Source organism: Lepagella muris (assembly GCF_004793975.1).
Lineage (GTDB): Bacteria > Bacteroidota > Bacteroidia > Bacteroidales > Muribaculaceae > Lepagella > Lepagella muris.
Genome location: NZ_SRYB01000001.1, coordinates 57,841 through 74,995, shown reverse-complemented (window position 1 = coordinate 74,995; position 17,155 = coordinate 57,841). Strand labels below are relative to the sequence as shown.

The 17,155-nt window shown below is 50.0% G+C and carries 17 protein-coding genes and 1 tRNA gene; 16 read left to right on the top strand and 2 right to left on the bottom strand.

Annotated features, from left to right (window positions below; translation table 11 throughout):
- The first annotated feature begins 21 nt into the window (after positions 1 to 21).
- The 4 genes from E5331_RS00310 (at position 22) to E5331_RS00295 (ending at position 4,222) form a co-directional block, all read left to right on the top strand.
- Positions 22 to 1,515: a DUF4099 domain-containing protein gene (locus tag E5331_RS00310; protein WP_123482680.1), complete on the top strand. Its 1,494-nt coding sequence runs from the start codon at positions 22 to 24 to the stop codon at positions 1,513 to 1,515.
- Positions 1,516 to 1,652: 137 nt separating this feature from the next.
- Positions 1,653 to 3,620: a DNA topoisomerase gene (locus E5331_RS00305; protein ID WP_123482679.1), complete on the top strand. Its 1,968-nt coding sequence runs from the start codon at positions 1,653 to 1,655 to the stop codon at positions 3,618 to 3,620.
- 12 nt (positions 3,621 to 3,632) lie between these two features.
- A complete protein-coding gene (locus E5331_RS00300; RefSeq protein WP_123482678.1) occupies positions 3,633 to 3,932 on the top strand; it encodes a hypothetical protein in 300 nt (99 codons plus the stop codon).
- Entirely contained in the window at positions 3,929 to 4,222 is a 294-nt protein-coding gene (locus tag E5331_RS00295) for a helix-turn-helix domain-containing protein (protein WP_168355092.1), read from the top strand. Before E5331_RS00300 ends, E5331_RS00295 begins: the two co-directional genes overlap by 4 nt.
- An 86-nt stretch (positions 4,223 to 4,308) precedes the next feature.
- On the opposite strand, the gene E5331_RS00290 is transcribed toward E5331_RS00295, so the two are convergent.
- Together E5331_RS00290 and E5331_RS00285 are read right to left on the bottom strand one after the other, a co-directional pair.
- Positions 4,309 to 5,625, bottom strand: coding sequence for a site-specific integrase (locus E5331_RS00290; RefSeq protein ID WP_123482676.1), 1,317 nt, complete (start codon positions 5,623 to 5,625; stop codon positions 4,309 to 4,311).
- A gap of 470 nt (positions 5,626 to 6,095) precedes the next feature.
- Positions 6,096 to 6,169 (bottom strand) — tRNA-Ile (locus E5331_RS00285).
- A gap of 160 nt (positions 6,170 to 6,329) precedes the next feature.
- Here E5331_RS00285 and prmC point away from each other — a divergent pair.
- From prmC to E5331_RS00225, 12 genes are all read left to right on the top strand, one after another.
- Entirely contained in the window at positions 6,330 to 7,178 is an 849-nt protein-coding gene (prmC, locus tag E5331_RS00280; protein WP_123482675.1) for a peptide chain release factor N(5)-glutamine methyltransferase, read from the top strand.
- A complete protein-coding gene (locus E5331_RS00275) occupies positions 7,175 to 7,681 on the top strand; it encodes a regulatory protein RecX (RefSeq protein WP_123482674.1) in 507 nt (168 codons plus the stop codon). The genes prmC and E5331_RS00275 overlap by 4 nt, the downstream gene beginning before the upstream one ends.
- A 10-nt stretch (positions 7,682 to 7,691) precedes the next feature.
- A complete protein-coding gene (locus tag E5331_RS00270) occupies positions 7,692 to 8,381 on the top strand; it encodes a ComF family protein (RefSeq protein WP_123482673.1) in 690 nt (229 codons plus the stop codon).
- A 179-nt stretch (positions 8,382 to 8,560) separates the two neighbouring features.
- Complete coding sequence (pyrE, locus tag E5331_RS00265; RefSeq protein WP_123482672.1) at positions 8,561 to 9,205, top strand: orotate phosphoribosyltransferase; 645 nt, start codon at positions 8,561 to 8,563, stop codon at positions 9,203 to 9,205.
- 21 nt (positions 9,206 to 9,226) lie between these two features.
- Entirely contained in the window at positions 9,227 to 9,670 is a 444-nt protein-coding gene (locus E5331_RS00260; protein ID WP_123482671.1) for a hypothetical protein, read from the top strand.
- Positions 9,667 to 10,200 carry a hypothetical protein gene (locus E5331_RS00255; RefSeq protein ID WP_123482670.1) on the top strand — a complete coding sequence of 178 codons (534 nt, stop codon included), beginning with the start codon at positions 9,667 to 9,669 and terminating at the stop codon, positions 10,198 to 10,200. The genes E5331_RS00260 and E5331_RS00255 overlap by 4 nt, the downstream gene beginning before the upstream one ends.
- A 51-nt stretch (positions 10,201 to 10,251) precedes the next feature.
- A complete protein-coding gene (locus tag E5331_RS00250; protein ID WP_123482669.1) occupies positions 10,252 to 10,905 on the top strand; it encodes a LysE family translocator in 654 nt (217 codons plus the stop codon).
- Positions 10,902 to 12,002, top strand: coding sequence for a hypothetical protein (locus E5331_RS00245; RefSeq protein WP_123482668.1), 1,101 nt, complete (start codon positions 10,902 to 10,904; stop codon positions 12,000 to 12,002). Before E5331_RS00250 ends, E5331_RS00245 begins: the two co-directional genes overlap by 4 nt.
- 276 nt (positions 12,003 to 12,278) lie before the next feature.
- Complete coding sequence (locus E5331_RS00240; RefSeq protein ID WP_168355091.1) at positions 12,279 to 13,583, top strand: DUF3575 domain-containing protein; 1,305 nt, start codon at positions 12,279 to 12,281, stop codon at positions 13,581 to 13,583.
- Positions 13,580 to 14,542 (top strand): DUF5119 domain-containing protein, encoded by a 963-nt coding sequence (locus E5331_RS00235; protein ID WP_135984301.1) that lies wholly within the window; start codon positions 13,580 to 13,582, stop codon positions 14,540 to 14,542. The genes E5331_RS00240 and E5331_RS00235 overlap by 4 nt, the downstream gene beginning before the upstream one ends.
- A gap of 60 nt (positions 14,543 to 14,602) precedes the next feature.
- Complete coding sequence (locus E5331_RS00230; RefSeq protein WP_135984299.1) at positions 14,603 to 15,940, top strand: fimbrillin family protein; 1,338 nt, start codon at positions 14,603 to 14,605, stop codon at positions 15,938 to 15,940.
- Between the two features lie 163 nt (positions 15,941 to 16,103).
- Positions 16,104 to 17,144, top strand: coding sequence for a DUF5119 domain-containing protein (locus E5331_RS00225; RefSeq protein WP_135984296.1), 1,041 nt, complete (start codon positions 16,104 to 16,106; stop codon positions 17,142 to 17,144).
- Positions 17,145 to 17,155 lie beyond the last annotated feature (11 nt).

Below are 17,155 nucleotides of genomic sequence, written 5' to 3'. Positions count from 1 at the left end.
AAAATCCCCCTATATAAGTTTATGGAAAATATCCAGGAACAGGAAGTGCTGATTGCCCGTAATAACGAGACGGGACAGGTAGGCGCAGTCATCGGTCAGAATCCCGACGGCACCCCGAAGATGGCAGACGCCAAGACTGCCAAGTTGAGCGACCTCGTTAAGTTCAACAAAAACCAGAACCCCATCGAGGCGTTCATATCCAATTTCATCCGTCAGGCGCAGAATCCATCGCTTTTCGGTTTCTTCAAGCTCCCTGCCGACCGCTATGACGCTATCGCTCCGGCAATGGCCGACCTAATCCAAGACCCCGCGTCAAACGGCGAGATGCTCAAGCCTTACGAGGTGGATGTTAAGTCAGTGGCTCAGTCTCAGGAGCAGACCACGGTACAGGGACAGACCCCGACGGAAGTACAGCAGGAACCGGAAACAGAGCCTAAGCCCGAACAGGAAAGTGTGCAGACCAGTCAGGAAGTGACAACCACCGCAGCCAAGGCGACACCCGTTGACCCCAACAGGATTGACTGGGCCACCATCGAACAGCAGTGGGGCGTTAAGCGGGAGACTCTCGAACAGTCCGGCGCACTCCAGTCGATGCTCTACAACCACAAGTCGCCCCAGCTCTTTACCGTCACCCCGCAGTTCGGCGATGAAAAATTCACTCTCGATGCCCGCCTCTCCTTCAAGGAGCAGCCCGATGGAAGTTTCACCCTTGCGCCACACTTCATCAAGAACGAGCCAACGCTTGACGTCCCCTTCCGTGGATATGAGTTTTCGAAGGAGGACAAGGAGCAGCTTCTCAGAACCGGCAATCTCGGCAAAGTTGTGGAACTTGCCGACCCCATGACAGGGGAGATGAAGAAATGTCTGGTCAGCGTTGACCGTCTTACCAACGAAATCGAGGCCATGCCTGTGGATAAAATCTTTATAAAGAACCACATCGGCAAAACCGAGCTTTCGATGAAAGAGATAGGTATCCTGAAAGACGGCGGCGTGGTACATGGTAAGGAAATCGAACTGAACAACGGCCGCAAGTTTACCAGCGACCTCCAGTATAATGCCGACAAGCGTGATGTCGAGTTCGTCCGCACGCAGTCGCTCAAACAGGAGCAGTCCGGAGAGACACAACAACGTAATACATGGGTTGATTCTGATGGCAACCCCAAACGTATTACCAAGTGGGGTTCTACACATTTCACAGAACAGCAGATTGCCGACTATATGGCTGGTAAAAAAATCGAGATGGTAAATGTCACTGACAAGCAGGGTCAGCCCTGCACGGTATTTCTACAGTTCAACAAGGAGAAACAGCGTCCGGTCACTGAATATCACTATGCCGACAACAAGAATGTTGTCGGTGTGGCCGAGGAGAGCAAGACCCAGTATGCCGTGAACAATCAGGGGAAGACCAACGAGGCTACGAAAAACATCACAGACCCGCTCCAGAAGGGTCAGACGGCTCCCAAGAACGAACAGCAGCAGGCGCAACAGCGTAAGCCGAAGGGACCGAAAGTATAATCACCGACTGACATAATACCTGCCATTCTCTAATGGCTGTCCTCTTCACCGACATGGGGAGGCAGACCCTCCCCATGTCTTTTCTAAACCTCTTTCAATAATTCAAACAAGTAATAATCAATAAAATAAATAATATTATGAATCTCGTAATCGCACACTCCGCTCAAATCGCCTTCGCTGTATCCCGTGCCCTCAACTGCACCGACCGTACCGAAAACGGCGATTACACCAACGACACCGGCAGCATCGTCATCACCTCAGTGGCCCCGGACTTCATCAGCCCGGCTCCGTTTCAGTATTACGCCGGCGGCAGCGACTTCATCAAGACGCTCCCTTTTATCCCCAAGAGATACCTGTACGGTATCCGTGCTGACAATGTGGGCGGTAAATTCAAGGTCAGCGACGAGGACAAAAGCACGGTCGTCAGGCTTCAGGCTCTTGTCGAGCAGGCTGCAGAGGTCATCTTCGCCTCAAACAACGGAAGTGAGGCTCAGGCTCTATTCGCTATTCTATGTCAGGCAGCAAAAGCCGGACGCCGTACCAGCCGCATGTGGCTGACCACACTGAGCAACCGGGCGATAACCTATGCCTACCGTAACCGCGAGTCAGGCCGCAACATCACACGTATAGCCCGCTCCGGTTTCGTTCACCACGGAATGAACTTTCTGTTCCGTGCCAATGTGGAACAGGCTTTCGCCCAGATGTATGGCAAGCAGTCGTTCCCGATGGAGCGTATGGACATCGCCGCGCTCTGGCTCCTTTGCAACAGCTACGACAACATGAAAGTCAAGCTCCCAAAGAAGACCCGCTATGGCGTCGGCATCACCGGAATTTGGAATGGGAAATCTGTCCAGTTGGCACCGGCTGAACTCTGGACAAAGAAATCAGAGGCTCAGAGCTTGTATGACAAGTTCATGAAACTTAATGGCAAAACTGTCATGGCTGAGGTCGTGGAGGTCAACCCGAAGGTGGAGTGGCGACACGAGTTGCTCAACATGGCTACCCTTCAGGAGGTGGCTATCGAGGAACTTGGCTTCCTGCCCGCCCGTACAATGGCGGCCGCAGACCTTCTTTTCGAGAAAGGGCTTATATCTTCACCCCGCACATCGGTCTCCTCGCTGCCGCATCATCTGAAACGTCACATTGAACGTCGCTTCCCGGAGGCAAAGGCGTTCCCGTTCTGCCCCGAAGAGCAGATACCTTACTGCCACGGAATCATCACTACCGAGCGTACACCTCTTTTTCTCAGCGACGACGAGCAGCGTGTGTATGAACTCATCAACATCCGTACAGAAATGGCTTTTGACTCAGCAAGATGTATAGAGGTGGGAATCGCGGCAAATATCGAAGGTGTCGATTTCTTTGGCACAGCCGAACTGCCCGATGATGCGGAATGTGTAACGGGTAATATAGAATTTACAATCTCAGGTGTGAGCATCTACTCGTTCTCGGATCACTCACCCGAAACCCTGACCGCCGCAACATTTTTGCACGACCTCAATGAACTGGTCAACACAGGTGGTGATACACCCTCGCTTCTTCCCGTGAGCAGCTACCGCGACTGCGGAGCCTGCCTCCAACGTCTCATCGACAACGGATTCGTAAAGTATCTTCTTGGCGACATCGAGCCGACAGAGAAGGCGCGTGTACTCCTTTCGCACGCCGGCCACCTCGAACTTGCCGACATCGGCAAGTTCATCAGCCAGATTGACGAGGTTGACGCGCTCGCGGAGAACCGCAAGCCCACAAAGCCTGTAATGAGGGAGTATGAGAACTGGATCCATCCCCTTATTCTCTCGCTCATCACTGACAAGAAGTCCTTTGCCAGCAAGGTTTCGGGCTACACCTGCCCGAAATGCGGCAACCACGGGCTGACCGTGTTCCCGGCTACAATAGCCTGTGAGTGTTGCGGATTCTCAATCCCGCGCCACATCCACGGTTACGACTTGACAGACAAGGATATCGAGCAGCTTGTACGATATAAGTACACATCGCCCATCTACGGCTTCATCGACCGCAGAGGCCGCAAGTTCTGCGAATCGCTGGTAATCGACAATCGTTTCGGCGTGACATTCTCCGCCAAAGCCGCCAAGATATATTCATAAACAGTATCGCCTATGCAGACAATCGAAATAGACAAGGAGGTATTTGAGGACATGGTGAAGTCCATGCAGTTACTTCACACAATGGTGAGCCGCATGTGGAAACTGCTTCATCCTCCTGCCGGTTCCGGAAGATGGCTCACATCATACGCGGCAGCAAATGCCATGTGTATCACAGTCCGGCAACTTCAGACACTGAAATCAAGCGGAAAGATAGGCTTCTTTCAAGAGCTGGGAGGAAACTGCCTGTTCAGCGAAGCTGAGATAGGGCGTTATCTTGACGACAACCGGATGGAGGCCGGAGGATGCCAATGACAGATGATATTATCACCAAACGCCATCCCAGCGTGATGACATTCTATGCTCAGGCAAGGGAGCTGGCGGAAATGTTTGAGGCAATCGCTCCGAATATCCGTCCGCCATTGGCAGGAAGGTTCTTCATCGAGGACCGCGAATTGTCAAGACGACTGTCACTACACCGCCGGACACTTCAGAACTTCCGCAACGCAAACATAATTCCCTACTATAAAATAGGTGGCAAGACCATCTATGATGAAGCCGAGATAGAAGAATGGCTCAACGCCAACTTCCACGCCAGATACTGATGTGATTGTGCTATACATATAAACTGGACTGAAAAGGGCGACAACCGAGTGCCATGCTCGATTGTCGCCCTTCATTCTGTCATTCCTCAAAGAGGATTTTTTCTCGGACGTCCACGTTTTTTCGGTGGTTCTCTAACAAAGTCCGTCGGTTTTTCTTTGAGGGGAGTAACCGCATCCTCCATCTTGTCAAACTTGGAGCGCATCTTCTGCATATCCTCCGAGATTGCTTCATCCACCATCTTTGCGTAGATCTGAGTCGTCTGAATGTCTGAATGCCCAAGCATTTTCGATATTGACTCGATAGGCACGTGATTTCTGAGTGATACCGTGGCGAAAGTATGGCGGGCGATGTGCGTTGTAAGGTGTTTTTTCACCTTTGCGAGAGTCGCTATTTCCAGCAGGTACGCGTTCATTCGCTGATTGGAGATTACCGGGAGCATGATGCCTTTTGAAACCACCATCGGGTGGTCTTTGTATTTTTCCAGAATCTTGGCCGGAATACCCAGTAGTGGGATAGAACTAATTTCTCCCGTTTTCTGGCGAGGCTTCTTTATCCAGCGTTCTCCGTTCTCGTCTTCGACAATCTGCGCTTTGGAAAGCGTCGATACATCAACAAACGCCAATCCTGTGAAGCAGCAGAAGATGAAGGTGTCACGAACCTTTTCGAGACTGGGGAGGTCTGTCAGGTTGAGCGACATGATACGCTTCAACTCATCTTCGTTGAGAGCCTCGCGCTTAGCCTGAGTCCGGGTATATCGCTTGTTGATGAAAGGATCCTCGTCCATCCACTTGTTGGCAAGAGCTATGCGGGTCACCTTCTTTAGATAGCGGATATATTTCACGGCGGCGTTATTGCCGTTCTCCTTGGTCACGCGGAGGAAGTGCTCGAAATCATCAATCATTCCGCTTGTGAGTTTTTTGATAGGTATATCCGGAGAACCCTCACGCTTGCTTAGGAACTCCGAAAGATATTTGCCGCAACGCTCCCAGCGTAGGAAGGTACATAAGCAGATGTCGCCCATTTCAAGTTTCTCCTTGTATTGGGCTACGACACCGTTGAATGTCTCGACAAGCAACCTTGGCCCGGCAATGTTGCCGAGATAGTGATTTTTGAGAATGACAGGGTTGATTACTTCCTCATCCTTCACGAGCTGGGCATGAATCTCACTGATTCGCGCACGTATTGATTCGAGATACTTGTTCAGTTCGATGTCTCGTTTGGAACGACCTTTGGACATGCCTTTGGCAGTATTCCAGTTTTCAGGATCAACATTTCTGTTGATGTTGAACTCCGCACGTTGTCCTGAGACAGTTATTCGTGCGTAGATTGGTGCCTCACCTGTTCTGGTGGAGCGAGCCGACCTCATCATGAAGGACAGCGTGTAATAATTTGGCTGATACATAAGAGTCAATTTTAATTTGACACAAAATTAATTATCACGTGTCATGCTCTTATGGCGCAGAAAATTGAATATCAGAGAAATATTATCATTTCAGGTGTAAGAATCGGGAACAAAGTCCTAAAATCACCTCAAATCTACTCCTATATCCGATTCCTCACTTTTAAGGTTTCCTGCTCTCAACATTATTTAACTGTTGGCATCCAGCTACTTTAACATAAAGAGTGGGGTCCTGATTTTTATGTAGAAAAACGATGAAATTGAGCCCTAAAATCGAGTTGGATTTCTGCTATCATCGTATTATCAGAGAGTTACGGCGATTCTGGTGAACAAAACGGCATCAATTCTGACTGTTCCCGAATTATACTCCGCAGACTTCAATATTTTGCCGATTTTCGATGGAAAAGGGCAAAAGAAAAATCGCTGAAATGTCTGATTTTCAGCGATTTTCTTAATTTGGTAATTTTTACTTGTGGTCCCACTTGGGCTTGAACCAAGGACTCCCTGATTATGAGTCAGGTGCTCTGACCAACTGAGCTATAGGACCCTTTTGCGAGTGCAAAATTATATCTTTTTTTTCTTTTATCCAAATTATTTTTTGTTTTTCTCTCTTTTTAATGTTAATTTTGTTGTAATTCTTTCTTCCGAAAGCCGTCAGGCAACGGGATGACTGGATTTATAGTCTTGTTTTTCAATAATTTCATTCCATGCGCGACACTCTTAGAAAATTGCGCGAAATTTTGCGCCCACTTTATGGCAATGGCGAGACTGAAGCCATAATCCGTATAATGTTCCATTATCTCAAGGGGTGGAACACGGTTGACATCATCATGCATGAGGATGCCTCTCTCTCCCCTTTCATAAAATCGGAAATAGATGCGATTCTAAAAAGACTCGTCAAGCATGAACCGATACAGTATATCACCGGTGAGGCCCGTTTTCACGGCATGGAAATGAAAGTGACGCCCGACGTGCTGATACCTCGTCCGGAAACCGATGAACTGGTCGACATAATAGTATCCGATGCCGGAGAGACCGAGGATCTGCGTGTGCTTGATATCGGCACCGGCTCAGGCTGTATCGCCATAGCACTCGCCCGCTCCCTCCGTTTTCCTACCGTCACAGCTGTCGATATCTCCGACGCCGCCCTTGCCGTGGCTCGTGAAAATGCATCAAATCTGAAAGCCAACGTCAGTTTCATAAAGGAGGATATCTTGACAGTCTCCCCCGAAGGGATCTTCGACATCATAGTGAGCAATCCTCCCTATATCGATGAGAGCGAGAAATCAGGCATGGAGCCAAACGTGCTTGACTATGAGCCTAAGATTGCCCTGTTTGTTCCCGACGACAATCCTCTACTCTTCTACAAACGCATCGCGGAGATTGCTGTCAGGAAACTATCCCCGGCGGGAAAGCTATACTTTGAGATCAATCCGCGTCATGCCGATGAACTGAGCCGCTATCTCACCGACTGCGGATTTGACGATGTGCAGGTCATACGCGACTCTTTCGGTAAACTTCGTTTTATCAAGGCCACCAACAACGCAAATCTATGATGAACGAGAGACAACCCATCACCCTTGAAGCTGCACGCATCCGCATGGCGGATATATGTGCGCGTTCCGAACAATGTGAGGCCGACATCAAGCAGAAGCTATATAAGTTAGGGCTGACTTCCTCACAGACTGCCGAAACGATCAACTTCCTTAAAGAGAACAAATTCATCGACAATAAAAGGTTCGCACGAAGTTTCTCACGCGACAAATGCCGTTTCTCGTCGTGGGGCAAATATAAGATCCAGACAGCCCTTGCCGCCAAACGCCTGCGTCCGGATGAAATTGCCGAAGGACTGAGTGCAATTGATGAGAACGACTATCATGCCGCCCTAATGCGTACCGCCATTGCGAAAGCCCGCACCCTTGACCTCTTCGGGGAATCGGGACGCGACAACCGCATGCGCCTATACCGTCATATAATGGCACGCGGATTCGAGCCTTCGCTCGCATCGGAAGCCGTGAAAAACATACTGCGAGACCCTTCCCTAACCTCAAAATCATGAAACCGGAATAATGAAACATTGGCTCACCGATCTCCTCAACTTCGTATTTCCCGCGACATGCCACGTATGCGAAGGCAAGCTTGCGCCCCACGAGAGATTCGTATGCACGAAATGTCTTGCCGAACTGCCCCGCTCCGGCTACCACCGTCGCCCGCTGAACCCAATTGAGGAGCGTCTTGCCGGGAAATTCCCGTTTGAACGCGCCACCGGGCATTTCCTCTACAACCGCAACGCCCCGATCTCGACCATCATACAGGATATGAAATACCGACATTATCCCGGAATCGGACAGATGCTCGGAAGAATCGCCGCAGAAGAGTTATTCCCCTCCGGCTTTTTCAATGACATAGACGTGATCATACCCGTGCCCATGCACTTCATCAAGCAGGCTATACGCGGCTACAACCAGACCCACCACATCGCCAAGGGAATAAGTGACGCCACAGGAATACCGGTAAGCCTCGCGCTGAAGGCCATACGTCCGCACCGCACGCAGACCTCACTCTCTCATCAGCAACGCCTTTCCAACACATCCGATATATTCTCCGTGCCGGATCCGCAGGAATATGCAGGGAAGGGGATACTGCTCGTCGACGACGTATGCACCACGGGCTCCACACTCTGTTCCGCAGGGAAAGCGATCACCGGAAGCATCCCCTCCGCCCACGTGAGCGTGTTCACTCTCGGGGTAACATTCTGATGAAATCAGTGCGAATTAACACATTTTTACATTTCCACAATCATTTTTTCTTCCGTTTTGACGTTTTATGTTTGGATGTTTTTGTAGATAAGTGTAATTTTGCACTTTCGTGGAAAGGGCAATCACGCCTTTTCTCAAAATGCTACAGGTCTTTTAATTCAAATAATCGCCACTGTATTATGAAAAAAACGGAAAGAATTCTTGCCGAGAAACTCCTTCAGGTGAGTGCCATCAAACTACAGCCACAAAATCCGTTTGTGTGGGCTTCGGGATGGAACTCCCCTATCTATAATGATAATCGCCGCATACTCTCATATCCCGACATCAGGAATCTGATAAAGGTAGAGTTCGCGCGTGCCATTCTCGAGCATTTCCCCGACGTGGAAGCCATTGCGGGAGTTGCCACCGGCGCAATCGCCATCGGAGCCATCGTGGCAGACACATTGGGTCTTCCATACCTGTACGTCCGCGCCACCCCGAAAGACCACGGTCTTGAGAACCTTATCGAAGGGAATCTCATGCCCGGAAAGAAAATCGTGGTGATTGAAGATCTTGTATCCACGGGAGGCAGCTCGCTGAAGACCGTCGAGACCTTGCAGACCTACGGGAGCGAAGTGATTGGTATGACATGCCTTTTCAGCTATCAGTTCCCTATGGCGATCAAGCGTTTCCATGAGGCTGACATCACCCTCGTGCCTCTTTGCACGTATTCCGTAATGCTGGAAGTTGCCGAGGAAAAAAACTACATCAGTCCGGCTGAGACGGAAGCTCTCCGCGAATGGAGAGAAGACCCGGCAGATTGGGCTCCTGATTTCAAAGAATAACCCAAAAGCAATAAAAAAGATATGGCAACATATAACAGCGAAGAAATCTCGCTCATGGCTCCCGCCGGAGCCGTCTACTCCAAGCTATCGAATCTCGACAATCTCCGCAGCCTTCTTGAAAAAGTGCCCGCCGACAAGATTCCCGCCGACAAATTGGAGATGTTCAACAGCATCTCAGTCACGCCCGACTCTGTGACAGTCCCCGGCGGTCCGGTAGGCGCACTGACATTCCGTATGAAAGAGAAAGTCGAGCCTACGCTTATAAAGCTCGCGGGGGAAGGACTTCCTCCGGGAATCGCACTCTCCCTTTCGCTTCACATCACCCCCGAAGGTGAATCCACATCAAAGGCAAAGGTGACGATCGACATCTCCATACCCGCCATGCTCAAGCCCATGGTGAGCGGTCCGCTCCAGAAGATGGCAGACCAGTTCGGTCAGGTGCTTAGAGCAATCCCGTTCGCATGAGAATCGGGCGTTTGCTGACAATAAATGCCGTCGTAGCCATTCTCGCATCCATCACTGCCGGATGCCACAGCGTAGACGATGACCGCATACCATCCCTACCGGTAAACATCTCGCTGGCAGACCAAGGCACCTGGAACACCTACGGCGTGGCAGGATTCGGATCCTCCCGCAACTTCATCCTCTCCGGCAACGAGGGGCGTGAACCTTTAGGATTCCCATATACCCAGACTTCCGCCACCGGATTCGGTGGCGTGCTTCTGATAAGCGGAATGGATCCCTACACAATGACGGCAGACATGCCTCTCGCATACGACCTGGCATGCCCCGTGGAGATGAAACGCACGGTGAGGGTGTACGTCGAAGGGGATATGTATGAGGCAGTGTGTCCTGAATGTGGATCTCATTACGACGTGACAATGGGTGGCGGCACTCCATTGTCAGGACCGGCAGCCGCCGGCGACACAAAATACGGATTAAGACGCTACCGTTGCCTCCCTACAGCCAACGGTGGATACATTATAACTAACTGACAGGAGAACGTGCCGCATCAATGGCGGCACACTCCATTAAGTTGATTGAAGATGGACTTGATTGAAAGTCTTTTTTATATGATCTGGCGTGGCATCGCCATAGGAATCCTTATCTCAGCCCCAATGGGTCCGGTAGGGATATTATGCATACAGCGCACGCTCGACAAAGGACGACGCCCCGGATTCTACACCGGAGTGGGTGCTGCCATATCCGATCTTTTCTATTGCCTGCTGACAGGATTCGGTCTGTCGTTCATCCAGGAATTTCTCGAACACAACCAGAACGTCATACAGCTTGTCGGGAGTGCGGTGCTTATCGGATTCGGAATATACCTCTTTAAGAAGAACCCGGCATCATCTCTCAAACCCGCCGTAAGACCCGAACCGGTGTCACCGAAGAAGAATATACTCGGAGGATTCCTATTCACATTCTCCAATCCACTGATACTCTTCCTTATAATCGGTCTCTTCGCACGATTCAATTTCCCGGTACCCGAAGTGAAGTTCTACCACTACATAATAGGATTCCTGGCAATATTCACGGGTGCCGTCGCCTGGTGGTGGATGGTCACTTTCGCCATCGACAAAGTGAGGGCTCACTTCAACTTGCGGTCGATGTGGCTCATCAACCGGATAATAGGCACCATCATACTCCTATTCGCAATAGTAGGCATCGTGACCGGCATCACAAATCTCATATCATGATCTTATCCCTACGTCTACTGACCATAATCATCCTCATATTATCCGGACTGCAGGCACTCCCTATGAGTCCGTCACCATCCACTGTCGGCAAGAGCCTGAATTGGAACCGTGGGCGCGGATACAATCCCTTCCGTTATGCCACGCCCGACGGCATCACGATATGCAACCGGTCGGATTCCATTGTGTATGACTGCATACCCCTAAACCGACCCACCTCCGAGCTCTCCATAACCTTCCGCGCCTCCAACCGCGCCTTCCATCCCTCGAAAAAAGCCACCTACACCTCCACCGACAGACGCAAGCATACCGCAAAGAATCCCGCCTGGAGCTTCATGCTCATATCCACCGACAACGACACGCTTTCAATAACGGTGCGCGCCATCGAGCAATCCGACCAGATATCATCATCATCCGGACTATGCGTGGAGGCGGTGTTCTTCGATAAGGCGGTGAAGATCACCACCTGCCCTCCCTCCAAGAAATTCGACTGCTATACAGGCACCAATTTCTGGCATCTTTCAATAAAAAACAAGACAATCACCCTCTCCGGCGGCAATCGCGATGAGAACATGGTATTCGAATGCCCCTACAAAAGCAAAGACTGCTCCTCATTCGGATTCGCAGCCTATCCTGGAGCAGACATAACCCTGACCGACATATCATTCTTCGACCTCACCCCGCAATCATACGAGCCTCATCCCAATTGGAGCGACACTGCAATGATTGAGGAACGGATAAACGCCTCCGACGATCCGCTGGAAGGATACTGGATGGTATTCGACCGTACCCTTGACGAATCGTTGCTCAGGCTCGGCGGCGACTATCGACTGGCAATAGTGAAAGACAACGGAAGGTATCTTCTCATCTACCTCTCAGGAGCAAAGATCAATCCCACGTTCTGGAAGACCGGAATGGTAAAGGCCATACTGAATCCCGACCCATATCCCGACACGTACAGCGTCATGTGGTATGACTCCGAAGGGATGCCGCTCAATAAAGACATCAAGGCTCAACGTGGAGAGGGCGACACTCTCCTGTTGCAGTTCCCATACCAATCCTCAACCCTACGCCTGCGCAAACCGATAAGCAGCCGGTAATACTGAGTATACTAAAATAAAAATATCGGATTTCTTGATAATTTTGCCCATAATTACCATACACCACACCTTATAATCATCCACTTATGCCCCCCAAACCCTCAACTTAACATCTTTTAGCATTTAATAACATAAAAAATCATTGGAGATTATTTGTTTTAATATAAATTTGCAAAATTCTTTTTCTGATTAACTTTTAGTTATATCATGAAATTCTTTTTTACGATATATCTGTTATTTTGTTATCTTTTGATTAACGCAACACAAAGTTCCGATATGACTCTTATATCTGCAAGAACTATCGGAACAGACTCCTCTTGCGGACATACGGATAACACAGAAATCAATCGTGACACCATCTACACTCAGATCCATTTTCGGCAAGGATATTCACGTCTGGACACAAACTTCTCCGACAACAACATCCGGCTACGACATCTCACATCATTGCTCGACAGTATTGCCTCCGCCCCCACCGTAAGGCTAAAATCTGTGTCTATAAAAGGTTCCGCATCCCCCGAAGGTCCATCCGACCTCAACCGCCGGCTCTCCGAACGACGCGCACTCTCCGCCCGCGAATACATCCTCTCCCACACAAACCTCCCCGACTCAATCGTGACCATACTCCCATCCGACGTAGACTGGGAGATGCTTCACACACTCGTGACAGACACCGACATGCCATGGCGCGATGAGGTGCTCGACATTATATCACACACACCCATCTGGATATTCCAAGGGAAAAGAATCGTGGGCGGAAGGAAGAAACAGCTGCAGGACCTGAATGGAGGACGCGCCTGGGAATATATGTCGGAGCATCTATTTCCTACAATGCGCAACGCACACTACCGCATAATATATGAATGGGAGACTGTGGAACCCATCCCTTGCGAAAATATGCCGGAGGCAAACGCCGACTCACTGTCAATGGCTACACAATCATTTACCGACACAGTCGATTCTCCACTATCCCATGCTTCCGGCACGACGTATGCAACCGATATCACACCCTCTGCCAAGAGCAGACCTGACTTCACGATTCTACTAAAGACCAATCTGCTGTATGATGCCGCCCTCACCCCCAACATTGGGGTGGAGATCCCCATCGGCAAGCATCTGTCGGCTGAGGCGAACTGGATGTATGCACGCTGGAACAAGGCCTCAGTCCATAAATATTGGCGCATCTACGGAGGCGACCTGTCACTCTACACTCGTCTGGGTAGACTACATTCCTACAGCGACCGTTTCGCCGGACACTTCATCGGACTCTACGGACAGATGGCTGTCTACGATTTCCAGTTTGGAGAGCGCAAGGGCGTACTCTCCGACAAATGGAACTATGCTGTCGGCATCGTCTACAAATATTCTCTCCCCGTGGCACGCCGTCTCTACATAGAATGTTCTCTGGGAGTTGGCTATCTATGGGGCACATATAAGAAGCACCGTCCCATCGATGAATGCGATGTATGGCTCTCCACCCACCGTCTGCACTGGCTCGTGCCTACACGTGCCGGAATATCCCTGATATGGCTTATCGGCAAGCCCGCCTGCAATAAATACACGAAAGGAGGTGAGAGATGATACGACAGTCTAACCTCATATCGACATTCATTTGTCTCACAGCCATCTTCATACAAGGATGCTCACAGCGCGAGCTATGCTACGACCACACCCACGGAGCCATCGTAGACATAGAATTCGACTGGAGTCTTGAGCCGGATGCTCATCCCTCCACCATGGTGGTGTGGGCATTCCCCACAGGGGGAGGCACAGGCACGCGGGCGGAGTTCTCCGGTGTGAGAAGAGATGCTGTCACGTACCAGATGAAGGTACCCGCAGGCAACTACACAATGGTGTGCTACAACGGTGACACCGACTTCAACCGCGAGAGGGGCAACACCTTGACAACTACCGTCATTACTACCGATTATAACTCTTTACTCAGCCCCCTCAACCGTAGCGACGATGGTGCACCCCGCCCCCCACAGAGCGAGGACCAGCCGATCCACAATCCGGCAGATCATCTCTACGCCCACATCCACGACACACAACTGAACGTCGACGAGAAAACCGGTAAAGGACATGAGATTGTCCATTATACCGTGAGATTTACCCCGCAACGCGTGTCGGCAATATGGCATGTGCGCGTGGATATACAGAACTTCTCGTCCGACCTTCAGGCGAGTGCCGTGGTCACAGGTGTGGCTGAGCATTGGAGAATATCCACCGCGCTACCGGGAGGAAACGACACGACAGTGCCGTTCGGACTCACCACTAACGATGATACCTCCCTTACCGCTACATTCGCCATATTCGGCGATGTCTCCCCTCATGACGTGAAACACTATCTGAGAATCTACACAACTTCCAAATACTACTACACCTACGACATCACCGACCAGGTGCATGACGCACCCGATCCCAAGAACGTCTATATTGTAGTGAGCGGCTTGAGACTCCCATCAGCCGACGGCACCGGAATGACCCCGGGAGTGAACGATTGGGACGACACGGAAGTGGTGGAGATTCCAATGAAATAATTATAACAACTCAATCAAATCAATTATAAATCACTTATTATTAACACAAAACTTTTAACCTTGACAGCTTTTGCCGGATTGATGGTCAGTTCGTGTGTAAGCGATGACGTGGTTACGGAGAACACTGACCCTAAAGGTGGAGCCATAACCTTCTCTGCATCCGTGGGACGCTCCACGCGTGCAACAGAAATCAAAATTGGCAATCTCGGTGATTTCGGCGTTTTCGCCCGTGGTGTAAATCCTTCCCAAGGAACTTTCCTTGACAATTTCGTCATAGGAGAGACTAATCCGGAAATTGCTAAACGTTATAATGCCAGAGAAGAGGCCTCTGACCGCTGGGATCTGAACACCAAGATCTACTGGCCATCAGACGTAAGCGATGTCCTGTTCTGGGGATTCACCTCTCGCATAAATACGGATGAGGAATATCCCGATATTTTTGGAGGGAATGGAAAACTTGGATTCAATAAAGACAACGGTCCGGAACTTAAAGGATTCTCACCCAAACGCTCCACACGTAAAAATGGCGACAATTATCTTAATTATCTGGATGGTAATATTCAGAGGGATTTGGTAGTGGCCTTTACCCACGTGCATGGTGCGACAAGTAATGTTAACCTCAATTTTGAACACGCCCTGTCTCAGATTAAAATATGGGCGAAAGGTGGCACAGGCAACAACAACCACCGTATTGTCAAGATAAAAGGGGCATGGATTGTAAACGCCAGTTCAATCGGCGACCTTTCAGCCAACTATAAGTTTAAAGATAACGAATCTACTGATGATTTCTCTTGCGGACATACGTGGGAACCAAAGACTGATTCCCACGTTGCATACGGATCATTTCATGAGACACCCATAACACTCACAACAGACCCCAAAAGTATTTTATCTGCAAACAATATAGGTAGCCTTATGCTGATCCCTCAGAAAGTCAAACCCTGGGAAGGGAAACAGCCGGGAATCACCTTTGAGAACGTAAACACCCAAAAGGCATACATCCTTCTTTATTGTCGCATAGAGGCATTTCATGGATCAAAAGAGACTGATGATTATCCAAATACCCCGACAGACAAAACAGATATGAATGCTTCCCACACTCATCAGCTATTCCCCCATACCGACAAATGGGATGAAAATGCATACGGCTATACCTGCGTGCCTATAGAAATCGACTGGCAACGTGGAAAAATATATAAATATGTGCTCGATATTTGCGGACCATCTACAGGTGGCGGTGTGTATCCTCCGAATCTTCCTGATTCCATACCACCGGGAATCACACCTCCCGATGGGAAAGTGCCAGGCGACCCGATTCTGGACGAACCCATCAAATTCCAAGTATCAGTCTCCGACTGGGATGACGAATGGAAAAATGGCAATGAAATCCCAATGTAATAACCATTTCACCAAACAACTACTATAAGAGCAATCGTTTATAGGGAATAAAGGTTCTTCGACCGGGCACACAAACCACTTGTATAAATATGGGTGTGCCCGGTCAATATCCATAGCATCTCCTCCCTCAACCATAGACCATAAACCATAAACAATACCCCCTATGCTCCCCCGACCGACACATAACTTGCTAAGACGACTGCGGATAGCACTATCCTGCGGCACATGCGTCGTGTCGTGTGCAATGATCTGTTCTTGCTCCAATCCGGAAGTCCCTGCGCTGACCAACAGGCAGACTCGGATAAACATAGATTGGAGCGGATTCAGCAAAGAAGTCCCCACTGGGATGACCGTGATGTGCAGGAATACGAAAACCGATGAAATCGTTCAGACTATATCCAACAACATACTTGCCGTCACTCCGACTCTACCCATAGGACAATACCACATCACCGTGTTTAACCTTTCGGAAAAGGAATTTGACAACATCAATTTCCAAGGATTGGGCACCACAGATTGCGCCGCTGTCGCGGCTGAAAAGGATGCTCCTCAATGGCATCCTCATCCTGCCGACGGCGACAAATATATTGCAAGAGAACCCGAATGGCTGGCTGCCGACATGACTCTGACAGAACCTGTCGAGAACATCCCCACAGGTTCAATGACCGAGCCGGACACCATCGGCACTCTCCATCCTAAGAATATAATCCACTCTCTCCACCTCACAATCCTCACTGAGAACATCAGCAACATACGGGCTGTACGCGCCGCAATAAGCGGACTCGCTGCCACGCGTAACCTTGACGGCACCCCACAACCCAACAACCGCCTGACCGTCACGCATATCATTGACTCTGAACAATGGTCACGACAGTCTCTCCCCTCCGCCTCCGACTCAGGTAAGCTTACGGCAAACCTACGGTGTTTCGGACTGCCTGCCAACCATAACGCCACTCCGGAAGAGAACCGACTTGAGCTCCAGATCATGCTTGCCGACGGAAAAACCGTAAAGCAATTCCTATTTCCCATAGGCAACCTGATCTCCGGAAATACTGACTCCCCCAACCGACGTGGCGACAACCTCGACCTTTTTCTTGAATTGCGACTCGACCCTCCCTTGCCTCCCGCTTCGACAGGCAACAGCGGTATCGATGCCTGGATTGATGATTGGGATGACTACATTGACTTCAACATCCCGATTTAGGATCTCTCTCA